At 56.7% G+C, this 13,086-nt stretch carries 10 protein-coding genes; 2 read left to right on the top strand and 8 right to left on the bottom strand.

Annotated features, from left to right (window positions below; all coding sequences use genetic code 11):
• A complete protein-coding gene (locus tag PG731_RS01195) occupies positions 1-3,150 on the bottom strand; it encodes a PD-(D/E)XK nuclease family protein (protein WP_270771585.1) in 3,150 nt (1,049 codons plus the stop codon).
• Positions 3,151-3,244: 94 nt separating this feature from the next.
• Here PG731_RS01195 and PG731_RS01190 point away from each other — a divergent pair, with 94 nt between their 5' ends.
• The gene (locus PG731_RS01190; protein WP_101627966.1) at positions 3,245-3,466 is read left to right on the top strand and encodes a DUF3107 domain-containing protein; all 222 of its coding nucleotides are present in this window, start codon (positions 3,245-3,247) and stop codon (positions 3,464-3,466) included.
• An 80-nt stretch (positions 3,467-3,546) separates the two neighbouring features.
• On the opposite strand, the gene PG731_RS01185 is transcribed toward PG731_RS01190, so the two are convergent.
• Positions 3,547-4,176: a ferritin-like fold-containing protein gene (locus tag PG731_RS01185; RefSeq protein ID WP_270771583.1), complete on the bottom strand. Its 630-nt coding sequence runs from the start codon at positions 4,174-4,176 to the stop codon at positions 3,547-3,549.
• Between the two features lie 305 nt (positions 4,177-4,481).
• Between PG731_RS01185 and PG731_RS01180 the strand changes: the two genes are divergently transcribed.
• On the top strand, positions 4,482-6,272 hold the full coding sequence (locus PG731_RS01180) for a DEAD/DEAH box helicase (protein ID WP_270771582.1): 1,791 nt from the start codon (positions 4,482-4,484) through the stop codon (positions 6,270-6,272).
• Between the two features lie 261 nt (positions 6,273-6,533).
• On the opposite strand, the gene PG731_RS01175 is transcribed toward PG731_RS01180, so the two are convergent.
• The 6 genes from PG731_RS01175 to PG731_RS01150 form a co-directional block, all read right to left on the bottom strand.
• Complete coding sequence (locus PG731_RS01175; RefSeq protein WP_270771579.1) at positions 6,534-7,346, bottom strand: beta-carotene 15,15'-monooxygenase; 813 nt, start codon at positions 7,344-7,346, stop codon at positions 6,534-6,536.
• On the bottom strand, positions 7,346-8,053 hold the full coding sequence (locus PG731_RS01170; protein ID WP_270771578.1) for an ABC transporter ATP-binding protein: 708 nt from the start codon (positions 8,051-8,053) through the stop codon (positions 7,346-7,348). The genes PG731_RS01175 and PG731_RS01170 overlap by 1 nt, the downstream gene beginning before the upstream one ends.
• A complete protein-coding gene (locus PG731_RS01165; protein WP_195225756.1) occupies positions 8,050-8,439 on the bottom strand; it encodes a GntR family transcriptional regulator in 390 nt (129 codons plus the stop codon). The genes PG731_RS01170 and PG731_RS01165 overlap by 4 nt, the downstream gene beginning before the upstream one ends.
• Before the next feature lie 536 nt (positions 8,440-8,975).
• The gene (locus PG731_RS01160) at positions 8,976-11,342 is read right to left on the bottom strand and encodes a glycogen/starch/alpha-glucan phosphorylase (protein ID WP_270771577.1); all 2,367 of its coding nucleotides are present in this window, start codon (positions 11,340-11,342) and stop codon (positions 8,976-8,978) included.
• Positions 11,343-11,599: 257 nt separating this feature from the next.
• The gene (locus PG731_RS01155; protein ID WP_270771576.1) at positions 11,600-12,235 is read right to left on the bottom strand and encodes a MarC family protein; all 636 of its coding nucleotides are present in this window, start codon (positions 12,233-12,235) and stop codon (positions 11,600-11,602) included.
• Positions 12,232-13,077 (bottom strand): PHP domain-containing protein, encoded by an 846-nt coding sequence (locus PG731_RS01150; protein WP_270771575.1) that lies wholly within the window; start codon positions 13,075-13,077, stop codon positions 12,232-12,234. The genes PG731_RS01155 and PG731_RS01150 overlap by 4 nt, the downstream gene beginning before the upstream one ends.
• Positions 13,078-13,086 lie beyond the last annotated feature (9 nt).

The raw sequence follows: 13,086 nt of genomic DNA, 5'->3' as shown, positions 1-13,086 counted from the left end.
TCAGTCCACCGTCCTTCGACCGCTGTCTTGTGCAGGACATGAGCGCGCAAACACGCACCGTGAGCACTTCGTATTATCTGGTTTCGCCTGCAAGCGAATGCCACGCGCGATTTCTCCTGCGCTTTGAATAACGGCATGCCAGGCGCATTTTTCGTCTTCGTCAAGAACGCTTTGTGTGCGCTCTTGCAGTTTCTTTGCCAGAAAGACCAGCTTGGCACCGTTTACTTCACTGGCCTGACGGTCAAGCCCTAGGTCTGCACCGTTTGCGATCATCTGACCGAGAGCAATCTGATAGATCGCCAGCTGAGCGTGGTCTTTTGCTTCTTGTTTGCTCGCAACTTTTCCTGTTTTAAAGTCAACAATTTGAACGCGACCATCGGGGTCAACCTCAAGGCGATCCAGGCGTCCACGGATCGTGACGCCATCCATGTCGACTTCGATCGAGCGTTCGGTAGCAATCTCAATGTCGTGCGGACATTGCGCGAAGTATTCAGCAAGATGTTCAACCTTGTCGAGGGCGGCATCTTTAAACTCAATTCCGCCCCAGGTCTGCATATCGATATCGATTCTTTCTAGCTCATGGAGCAGGTGGGATTGGAGTTCTTCTGCGCTCCCGCGAGGGAAGACTTCAGCAAGCCCATGGACGATTTGCCCAACTGATTGGGCATTCGTGGCACGAGGCTGTGCACCGATAGACGAGAAGAACCAGCGAAGAGGACAATCCATCATCGCTTCGATACGCGACGGAGAAAGAACAACGCGTTGAAAGGCAATGCGTTGCTCGGAAGTCAGCGGACCTTCACCAGTCCATTCATCGGGATCCGCTGAGGAAATGCCTTCTCGAGCCAAAAGGGCAAGAAGAGATGCTGCCGTCGATTCGTCTTCGCTTTCATCGGGTGCAGATGCGGCGCGACGGAGTTCAGCGATCTGACCTTCGAGATTCAAAGGAGCAGGTGCCGGAGTCGGAACTGCTATGTCACCGCCCTCTTGGCCTTCAGGATTCACAAGAATCGCGTAAAAGCTTGAAGGCGCATAGTCTTCAGCGACGACAACACCAAGATGCAAATATGTTGAACATCGAGAAACTGCGGCTGCCAGCAAACGACGTTCGTCATCAAGGACTGCTCTGCGCGCCACCTGAGGTTCATCAAGAAGAACACGCCCATTCGCGCCGTCACCTGTCCTACCTAAAGCAACATCCGCCAGCAGGTCACCGCGCATCGCGCGTGTGCGCAGGCGCGTATTTGGCCACACACCGTCTTGCAACCCCATCAGGACGACTACGCTCCAATGGCGACCCATCGCTTGTGCTGGAGTAATCACGCGGACACCCTCAGGCCGCAGCGCAACGCGAGTGATCGTATCGACGGGAACAGTTTGATCAAGCAGTTCTTTTGCGAAATCGCGGGCGTTCCCATCAGGGTTACGCTGCTCCCAGACGTCTGCCACGCGCATCAGGGAGAGAACAGCGTCTAGCTGGTCGTCGTACCACGATGAGTCCTGATCATTGGCTAGAGCGCGCTCTTTCCAGTCGTCACCAACATTTGCCGCATCCCACAGCTCCCATAGAAGTTGGCGTGGACGCTGTTTGTGATCCGTCGGAATACCCCACATCTGCGCCGCGCGTTGCAATTCCGGCGGAACAAAACCAATGTCCTCGTTCGTTAAAAGGTCCGGCTGGTTCATCAACGTGGAAGCCGTAACCAGCGGAGCATCCTGGACGCTTGCACCCATCCATGCGCTGACCCGTTGAAGAACCGAATAGAGTTTCATCCCATCGCACTGGATGAGTGGCGAATGGATAAGAGCCTCTGCGCATTCATCACCACGGGCCTGCGGGTGAGAATTCATCAGCTCAAGAAGAATGCGAGTTGTTGCAATACTCCGGAAATCGAAGGCAGTAGAGTGCGAGGCAACTGGGATTCCACCGCGACGTAAATAGCGACGAGTTTCTTCAGCGAGGGCCTCTGATCTGACGATGACGACCTGATCGTCCCAAGCAATCTTGTCGTGCAAGAAGTGGGCACGCAGGGCGTGCGACACGTGTGCGCCAAGTTGCGCGTATGAGCCACCAACGTGGGTGATTACCTTGCCGTCGAGCTTCTGAGCCTGCGGAGCAACCCCACATTGACGCCGAGGATTGTCGTCCGAATGCGCAATGCCCTGGGCGATCATCTTGTAGCGTTCACGCAACACGGGCGCGGTTGTGTACACGTCACCCAGCTCATGAGAATTCAGATGGAGCTTCCTTTCAAGGCGACCGTCCAAATGGGGCTCACCACCACGGTACGTAGCGACGGCAACATCTGAGTCAGCAAAAGCAACAATACGAGTACCCAGCTGATGCAGTTGGGCGAGCAGAGTGATCGTGGATGCCGTACAGTCCTGCAAGTCGTCAACGATGACGAGGTCAGGAAGTGGCCGTTCGCCCGTGATCCCCAGAGAAGCAGCTTTGTCCTGCCACTGTCCAAGAACATCCGCTGCCAGGGCTTGAATACGGGAAATGTCGACCGCCAGTGTGCCCTGATATTCAAGAGCGAATTGAGGTTGTTCAAGGTAGCGTCGGAGCAGTTCACCGGCTGCAATCCACTGGGGTTTATCAAAGTCATGACCGGCGTGGCTGAGCGCGATACCGTCCATTCCGGCCTCACCCGCGCGCGAAAACAAGTCCCTGAGTTCATCGCGGAAAGCAGACATTCCGCGCATTTCCTGCGAGATTGAGTCCGGCCATTCAATGTCAGCTGATTCCAGTAGATCTTGGATCAGCTGATCTTGCATTGCGCCGGTGACAAGCTCAATGCCACCCAGGGGTTCTTGACGTTCAACGCGCCACTGATTCACAATCCGATATGCGAAAGCTGACAGGGTACGAACAGGTCGAAGAGTTTTGGGAGCAAAAAACTGAGCCCGAGGGGTCATAATCTGCGCGCGGACGCGGTCAGGAACAATGATGACGGCATCTTCACCTTTTTCAATTGCACGGCGGAAGATTTCTAGCGCACATGTCGAGCGCCCCGACCCCGGCGCGCCACGAACGATAAGAGAATCCCTTTCCGCTGAATCGCATGCCTGTTTCTGAGCCGGGTTCAGCGGCGGAATATCAGCCCATCCATGCGGGCGCGTAGCAATCTGTACGTTTATTTCGCTCATAGGGTAATCATCTCAGGAGGCATGTAGAAACCAATGTGCATAGCATTAAAGTCAGGTTCGAAAAACAGATTACTCATTGAGTGAAGGAGTGGGTATGAATATCATCGTCGGCGTTCGCGAAAGTACTCGTGAACTGCATCTTGAGTTGGATCTGACCGCTGATGAGCTGACCGCAAAGGTCGCTCAAGCGCTCACAGGCGACTCTTTTCTGGATCTGACGGACGCCGAGGGCGCTCGTTATCTTGTGCCCGGACGCGCGCTGACTTTCGTGCAGATTGCTGATGAGCCCAAGCGTCGCGTTGGCTTCATGATCTGAAGCCCGGTCTTCATACACTGAACGCTCTTCCGCAGCTCGCAGAAGAGCGTTCAGGTTTGTCAGGCTGAAAGTTGACGCTGTTAGGCCTTCAGATGAATCTGCTCCATACGTTCACCGTGACGCTTGGTGACGAATGCGACGATCGCATCAACAGTGTCGGGGTCCTGGCCAAGGGCGGGGTGCGTAAACAGTGTTGCGCGCACAAGACCGAGTGCTTCACCAGCGACGCGTCGCGCCCACAAGGACAGGCGGGCGCCGAGTTGCTCGTCTGCGCAGATCAGCGGAGCGATATTGTCGCGAACCCATGCTCCCTGCGCGACATCCCAGTTTCCGGCTTCTTCGATGAAGAGTTCGTGACGGCTAGCGATTTCGCCGAGCAGGTCAGAGATGATTCCCATGGTCACGTAGGTTTTCACTGAGCGCTCGAACCATGTTGTCGGGCGTGTGCGAGCATCCAGATCGTCGTAGAGACCGTTGTACTGTCCGGCTGCTGCAGGCAGGTCGATGTCACGGTTCGCGCACCAGGCTTCAAGCTGGGTGAAGAGCTCAAAAGCCTGTGCGGACATGCGCGCATGCTCGATATGGGCTTCGATGGTCGGCGCTTGATCGCCGTCCTTTGACAGTCGCGTCATTGCGGCGAGTGCCGTGAACGCGAGCAGACCGATTACTTCAATATCTGCGGCTTCAACCGCACCGTTTTCAGTAGCCATGTTCCAAGCCTAGCCTCGTCTGCACTCCCCCGATATCTCAATTGTGAAGACGAATGTCCACGCGACCTGCGCACTTTCCCCACCCCGTGCGCATACTGAACGTGCGCACCCGGGCGGTCGGGGTGGCCTCGTGAATGCAGTGTGACCATAACCTTGGGATGAAAACTGATGCGCCAGCGTACAATGGGAGTGACCACAGCTGACCGGTCGCTTTGAATACCATGTTTTTGCGCGCGCTTTGCGCCTCGATAATGCGCGATCGGCTGCTATCCCCACCCCGGCGTGTCCGGGAGAGAAGGCAGATCGTGACTTCCACGAATACCCAGGGCGCCAATGTGCCCGTTGAAAATACTGACGAGGCCACCGCAACCGCTCAGCAAGCTGATGCGCAGGCCACAAGCGAACCAAAAACCGTTGAATACTCTGCAGGAGTTGTCCGCCTAGGCAATATTGTTCCGGTCTGCGTTGAACCCGAAGCAACGCCGGACGTTGTGGACACGGGCGACGAGGATCTTGAGCACAAGTCCTTCGCTGATTTTGGCGTAACCGACCCGATCGTTGACGCGCTGGAAGAAAAGGGGATCACGCACCCGTTCCCGATTCAGGCGCTGACGCTTCCGCCGGCTCTTGACCGCCACGACATTATTGGTCAGGCGAAGACGGGTACGGGCAAGACACTCGGTTTCGGTATTCCGGTTCTGGAAGACGTTATTGCTCCTGATGAAGACGGCTATGACGAGTTGTTGAACCCGAACATGCCTCAGGCTCTGATCATCCTGCCGACGCGCGAGCTGACGAAGCAGGTTGCTAACGATCTACGCGATGCTGCGAAGTACCTGTCGACGCGCATTGTTGAAATCTACGGCGGCGTCGCATTCGAACCGCAGATCGAGGCGCTGGAAAAGGGCGCGGACATTGTCGTGGGCACACCCGGTCGTTTGATCGACTTGCTGCGTAAGGGTGTTCTGCATCTGAACGGCGCGGAAACGGTCGTTTTGGACGAGGCCGATGAGATGCTCGATCTGGGCTTCCTGCCCGACGTTGAGACTCTCCTGTCACGTACTCCCGCGAACCGCCACACGATGCTGTTCTCGGCGACCATGCCCGGCCCGGTTGTGGCTTTGGCTCGTAAGTTCATGGAACAGCCGACGCACATTCGCGCTCAGGATCCCGAGGATCAGAACCAGACCGTGAACTCCGTGAAGCAGGTGATTTACCGTGTTCACGCGATGGATAAGGTCGAGGTTGTCGCGCGAATCCTTCAGTCTGAGGACCGTGGCCGTTCGATCATTTTCTGCCGCACGAAGCGCACTACTGCTCGCCTTGGCGAGGACTTGACGGAGCGCGGTTTCGCAGTTGGTTCGTTGCACGGCGATTTGGGTCAGGGGGCGCGTGAGCAGGCTTTGCGCGCTTTCCGTAATGGCAAGGTGGACGTGTTGGTTGCCACCGACGTTGCTGCACGAGGCATCGACGTTGACGACGTCACCCACGTCATTAACTACCAGTGCCCCGAAGACGAGAAGATTTATATCCACCGTATTGGCCGTACCGGTCGCGCGGGACATTCGGGCGTCGCGGTCACGTTCGTGGACTGGGATGATACGCCGCGTTGGTCACTGATTTCGAAGGCGCTGGGCTTGGGGGTTCCGGAACCGCTGGAAACCTACCACACCTCTCACCACCTGTTCACCGACCTTGATATTGCGCCGGAAACCACGGGTCGCCTGCCACGCGCACAGCGTAAGCTTGCGGGCTTGAACGCCGAGGTGCTAGAGGACTTGGGTGGTTCTTCGCCGCGTGGCAATCACGGTTCACGAGGCCGCTCTGGCCGTTCGGGTGCTCGCTCCGGTTCGGGGCGCGGAGGTAGCAAGGGTGGATCCGGTTCGAAGGGACGCTCGCACTCACCGGAACGTAATCGCCGTTCAAAAGACGGGGATCGCGAGTTCCATGCGGGCCAGCAGGGTCGTTCTGACCGTGGAACGAAAGGGCGCGGTCGTGGCAACCACACGCAGGCTCCGCGCACTGAGGGCTCAGCGCCGAAGGCTCGGCGTCAGCGTGTGCGCCGCCGTAAGGACAAGGGTGACAGCGCCGAGTAGGGCATTCATTCTTGCCTCTCATCTTTCTTGAGCATTGGGTTGTGTAAAACGCTCCCATTGGGAAGCTCGAGTGCGAAAGAATATCAAGAGTTCTGGTAACTGATTCCCCAAATAATAATTTCAGTTCAGGAAAACAACATTAGAGCTGGAAGCACAATTCAATGCAATACACCTTGGGGGTAGGGCGCATTTGCGCCCTACCCCCAAGGTCCGTGCGGAACCTCGTCGATTGTGACGAAGCCCGACAGTCGGAAGCTGGAACTAACGCACCGACGTGTGGCGCTCGATCGAACGCACACTCCACCATGCGACACCGATTGCCAGCAGGACCACCCCTACGGGCGCACCAATGCCGACAAACTGCGGATCCGTATCAGTCAACAGCGCATTCACTAGGTCCGTGACCCAAAAGCCGAAACGTAATTCGCCCGTGTTGATATCCATCTTCAGTGGGAAGAACGCCATCGCAGCAAAGGTCACCACCTGATTCGCCAGATAGAGGATCACGAAACCCACTACCGCAGCTCCAAAGCCATGCTTCTGCCAACGCTCGCGAGCACTCAGGCTCATTACACCAGCGACCTCAAGAACAATCGTCACCAACTGCACCACAACAGCCACCACAGCGAAGCAGACAATCCAGCTCGGAAGATCCCAAATGACAGCGGTGCGATGCCAGAACTCCTGCACGCTCAGCCCCGCCTTGTGAGCCTTCAGTAGAGCCAGCACACCCCAATTCACCAGGGTCAACACGATCGCTACTAACGCATACACCAAGGCAACCAGCACTTTCGACCAGAAAAGATCCCGGCCACGAACCGGTAGCAAATGCGTAAAGTACGCCATCTGACCGTGCATACTCTTCCAATACGCCTGAGCCAGAACCAATAGAACAGCAAGCGGCATCATCGGAGCCACAAGCAGAGCAAAGCTACTAGAAAAGCCTGAAAACACGGGGAAATCAACAGCGACCGCCACGAAGGCAACAAGGCACATGACCTGCAGGATGCCTAACGTTTGCGCAACCGACTTTGCGTTCTCACGCAATTCATACCCAAACAAGGTGCCAAACATCAGCGATACTCCTTCTTGAAAATACCCTCCAGCGACAGGCCATAGTCGGCTCGCAGATCGTCCACATTCGCATGAACAAGCACGCTCCCCGCCCGCATCATGATGACGTCATCCAGAATCTGCTCCACGTCAGCAATCAAATGAGTGGAAATCAGCATCGCCGAATCCGGGTTAAAGTCGCGCAGAATCCCCTGCATGATCGTGTCACGCACCGCTGGATCCACGCCCGACAGAGGCTCGTCCAACAGGTACAGCTCAGCACTGCGTGCCATCAGCAGAGCAATCTGTAGTTTCTCCCCCATGCCCTTCGACATGGACTTCAGCTGCTGATCCATTTGCAATCCGAAGTAGTCGATTCCTTCACGCGCCTTCTCAGCCGAGAAATCCGAATAGAAACGCGAGTACACGTCAATTGCTTTATTCGCATCCCACATCGGATCCAAGAAATCCAAGGCGGGAAGGAATGCGACTTGCGCCTTCGTAGAGGCTCCTGGCTTCTCACCTTCGATCAGAACAGTCCCGTCCCAATCGAAAAGAACGCCCGCCATGATCTTCAGTAGCGTCGTTTTTCCACAACCGTTTTCGCCGACCAGGCCAGTGATTGTGCCCGGCTTGAGCTCAAAATTCACACCTTGCAGGGCAGTCGCGCCACTCACATAGGTTTTCGTCAAGTTTTTCACCTGAACAACTGCATGTGTCGATGTCATTGCGCATCACCTTCGCGTGTTGTGCGTTCGATGTCGGTCCACTGTTCAGCAAGCAACTCCTGCGCCCGATCGAGGCTCAGCCCGAGTTGCGTGACAGTAGTGATGTGATCGCGAGTTGCATCGAGGGCGAGCTCTGCCCTGGTCGCATTGATCACGTGTTGGTCCGCGGTGACGAAACGCCCCTGCGCGCGTTCAGCTTCGGTCAGTCCCTGACGATCCAATTCACCAAGGGCACGCTGGATCGTGTTCGGATTAACTCCCGCTTGTAGTGCCAGTTCGCGGACACTAGGAATCTTCGAGGACGGCGGCCAAGCTCCAGACACGATATTGATCCGGAACGTTTCAACTAGCTGGACCCAAATTGGTCGAGAATCGTCGATAGTCACGCCCCTCCCTCCTGTATCGCTGTATTAATACAGTAATACTATGACACTCCGCGAGGTACTGTGTCAAGCGCTTAATACAGGCGCGAGGGGTGAGGGTGGGTGCTCTACTCCTTCGATTACACGAGGCAACGAAATCCGCCCGACGCCAGGAGTCATGCACGCGACCGACAACCTCACACGAGGCAACGAAACCGGGAACCAGCACAGACAGCGCGAAAATATCGCCTCACACGAAAAACCGACGGCGTGAGCCTCGCAGGCGACCGACAACGTCATACGAGGCGAGGAAACCGGGAAGTACTGCAGACAGCGTGAAAATAACGCTTCACACGATCAAACCTGCCCCCCAAAACACCCCACGCAGAGGCACACACGCCAGCAGGCGTCCCGTCTCCCACTCAAACCCGACCGCGCACACAGAAAACTGCGGGGACAAGGCCTTTCGGACCTGCCCCCACAGTCAGAGCCAGCAGAGCGCCGGCGCAAAGCCAACACAAAGCCAGCGAGAAGCTAGCAGAAACTAGCGCGTCGCCAGATCAGTCGATCGGCGTTGCGTCAAGCTTCCAGACCTCGTTCGCGTAGTCGGCGATCGTACGGTCAGAAGAGAAGCGACCGGACTGAGCGATATTGACCCACGCCTTACGCGCCCAACCGCGTGCATCGCGGTAGTCGGTGGCCATACGATCCTTCGCGTCACGGTAGGCCGCGAAGTCGCCGAGGACGTAATAGACGTCGGCGGGCTCGTAGCCGGCTTCGAGAAGCGACCAGCGCAGATCGTGAAACCAACCGGAACCGCAATCATCCAAGGTGCCGTCTGTCAGAGCGTCGAGGACTCGCTTGAGGCCGGGGACGTTCTCGTAGTGCCAGCGCGGATCGTAGTTCTGACGCAACTCGGGAAGTTCGTCTTCGGTGGCGCCGAAGATGTAGGCGTTCTCGTCACCGACGGCGTCGAGAATCTCAACGTTTGCACCATCGAGAGTGCCGAGGGTCAGGGCGCCGTTCATCATGAACTTCATGTTCGATGTGCCCGACGCTTCCTTACCCGCAGTGGAGATCTGCTCGGAGATGTCGGCTGCCGGGATGATGTGCTCAGCAGGAGACACGTTGTAGTTGTGGATGAAGACGACCTTGATGCGACCGTTGATGTCTTCGTCGTTGTTGACCAGGTCAGCGATCGTGTTGATCAGCTTGATAACGCCCTTTGCGCGGATGTAGCCGGGGGCTGCTTTTGCGCCGAAGACAAAGACGCGCTTCGGGACGTCCAGCGTCGGATCATCCTTGATGCGGAAGTACAGGTCAAGGATGTACAGAGCATTCAACAGCTGGCGCTTGTATTCGTGCAGGCGCTTGATCTGAACATCGAAGATGGCGTCGGGATCGATGTCAACGCCTTCGCGTTCCTTGACCCACGCCGCGAAGTCAACCTTGTTGGCGTGTTTGATCGAGGTGAGTTCGTCCAGAACATCCTCGGAAGCGGAGTCAACGTAGCGGGACAGGACGGAGAGGTCCACGACCCATTCATCAGAGCCGGTGACGCGATCGAGAAGAGATGCGAGACGAGGGTTGCACTGCTTCAGCCAACGACGTGGGGTGACACCGTTCGTCTTGTTGTTGAAGCGCTCGGGCCAGATGTCGTGCCATTCCTTGAGGGTTTCGCGCTTAATGATCTCGGTATGCAGGGCTGCAACACCGTTGATCGAGTAGGCGGCGTAGCAGGCAATCCATGCCATGCGGACCGTGTTGCCGGAAACCGGTGCCATGTAGTCGATGGTCGACTGTTCCAAGCCACGTTCTGCCATCTCAAGGCGGAAGCGACGGTCGATTTCGCGAACGATTTCGGCGATGCGCGGGAACAGACGGTCGAAGATCGTCATTTCCCAGGTTTCGAGGGCTTCGGCCAGAACAGTGTGGTTCGTGTACGCGAAGGTCTTGGCGACGATTGCCCAGGCTTCTTCCCAGCCGAGTTCGTGCTCGTCCATGAGCAGGCGCATGAGTTCCGGAATGGCCAGAACCGGGTGGGTGTCGTTCAGCTGGATCGCGTTGTACTTCGCGAAGTCTGTCAGATCCTTGCCGTGGTGTTCGACGTAGTTATCGACGATGGCCTGCAGGGATGCGGAGCAGAAGAAGTACTGTTGGCGAACGCGCAGGACCTTGCCTTCGAACGTGGTGTCGTTCGGGTAGAGGACGCGCGAGATGTCGTTGGTGCGTTCACGGTCGACGATAGCGTCGGTGAAGCGCTGCGAGTTGAAGGCGTCGTAGTCGAATTCCTCGACAGGCTCTGCGCGCCAGAGGCGCAGAGTGTTGACATTCTTTGTGCCGTAGCCGGTGATCGGCATGTCGTAGGGCACTGCTCGGACGGTCAGGTCAGCGTAAGAAACGATGCGCTGGGCTTCTTCACGACGGATGACGAAGGGATAGCCCTCTTCCATCCAGGGGTCCGGGTGTTCGGTCTGGAAGCCGTTGTCGAACAACTGCTTGAACAGGCCGTAGCGGTAGAGGATGCCGTAGCCGGCGACCGGCAGATCGAGCGTAGCGCAGGAATCGAGGAAGCAGGCCGCCAAACGGCCGAGGCCACCGTTGCCGAGGGCCGCGTCCGGTTCTTCTTCGAGAACGACAGAGAGATCGTCGCCGTGTTCGGCGAGTGCGGCACGCGCTTCGTCAACAAGGCCCAGGTTGGACAGGTTGTTCAGCAGAGCACGTCCCATGAGGAACTCTGCGGAGAAGTAATGCTCTTGACGACCCTTGGCGTAGGTTTCGGTCGTTGCATCCCACGAGTCGGCAATCTGATCAACAACTGCGGCTGACAGGCCCTGCCAGAGCTCCATCTTGGTGGCTTTTGCGATCGGACGGCCAGAGACCGCGCGGACCTGCGTTGCCAGGGTCTGGCTGAGGTTCTGAGTCATAGGTACTCCCAGTGTTCAATGTTGTCGTGGCTCATTTGCCGCTTTGGCAAAGACACCCTAGCTACGAGATTACCGACTATTTCTGGGCAATTGCGCCAAAAGTGATCGTTTGAAAGGTGAGCCACAGTGGGAGTTTTCACCCCACGGGAACTAGTGTAGCGCGTTTTACGGAAACGTTTCCGTTATCGATGATAATCAACCGAGTTTCACCCGGACAGATCCAAAAGGGACAAACCCCTTATTCAAGGAAAAAGACCTTAAATTGCCGCTTCAGCAATGAAGTCGAAGATGCCACCCATGACCAGCTGGGTCGCAATAGCGGCCAAGAGAAGGCCCATGATCTTCGTCAGGAGCATGATGCCACCGGTGCCAAGCAAACGCGACAGGATCAGCGAGAAGTACATGGCGAACCACATAATCAGGTGAGCGACAACGACCGCCGACACGACGGCGATCCACCCCGCAAGAGAGGCATGAGCCTGCGCGACGGACACCATGACGGCAACAATCGCGCCGGGGCCTGCCAGAAGAGGCGTGCCCAGCGGAACCAGGGCGACGTTGACGTTCGGGTCACCCGTATCGGGCTCATCGCTGTCTTTGCCCATCAGCAGTTCCATTGCGACAAGGAACAGCAAGACACCGCCGGAAAGCTTCAGTGCCTCCATCGAAATTTGTAGGAGACGAAGAATCTGCTGACCAAGAACGGCGAACGCCAAGATGATGCAGAAGGAAATAATCGTTGCCTGGCTGGCAGCTTTTTTTTGCGCCTGTGGCTTCAGGCGACCGGTTAAACCGAGGAAGACGGGGATCGCGCCGAAGGGATCGAGAATGACGATCAGGGTCGTAAACGTCGTCGCAAAAAGTGTGACATCAAAATACGACGATGCGTTCACGGGCGAATTACCTCCATTGTTCCTGCGTCTTCAACCTGAGAAATTACTTCAGGATCCGTTAGATTCTCACCCAACTGGTTCGGTTTTCCCAAACCGTGGTAGTCAGATGAGCCGAAGATCGCAAGCCCCAGACCGTCGGCCAATCGTTGGACAACCTCGCGGTCCTCAGCCTGATGATCGCGGTGATCGCGTTCGATTCCGAAGAGCCCGGCATCCTTCATGTCGTAGATGACTTCGTCGGGGAGCAAACGCTGGCGCGCACGCGCTTTCGGGTGCGCCAGAACAGGCACTCCCCCAGCCTTCACAACAAGCTCTGTCGCTTCGACAGGATCCGGCGCCCAGTGGTGAACGAAGTAAGGACCGGACGGATGCAGGATCTTTTCAAAAGCCTGCGACCTGTTTTCAAAAACGCCGACTGCGACCAGAGCGTCCGCGATATGAGGGCGGCCGATTGGTCCACCATCGGGAGCAAATTCGAGGACCGTATCCCACGTAATCGGGTAGTCTTCCGCGAGGTTTTCAACCATTCGCTGGGCGCGAGTTTCGCGAGAATTTCGGGCTTTCTCGAAGCAATCAAGCAGTCCGGTGTTCGTGGGGTCTGGCAGATATGCCAGCAGGTGCACCGTGATCCCCGAGGCCGCGCATGACATTTCAACGCCTCGGATTAACGCGACGCGCGATTCTTTGACGCTCGCCTCAGCTTCATCCCACCCGGCAAACGTGTCATGGTCGGTCAATCCGATCATGTCAAGACCAGCATCGCGAGCCTTGAAAAGCAGTTCAGTTGGCGTATCGGTGCCATCTGAATACGCGGTGTGAGTGTGGGAATCAATTCGGAGCATAAAACTGAG

This window comes from Pauljensenia sp. OF14-1SRA (assembly GCF_027694595.1).
Lineage (GTDB): Bacteria > Actinomycetota > Actinomycetes > Actinomycetales > Actinomycetaceae > Pauljensenia > Pauljensenia turicensis_B.
The sequence above is the reverse complement of the archived record's forward strand: the minus strand, read 5'-3'. Positions and strand labels throughout refer to the sequence as shown.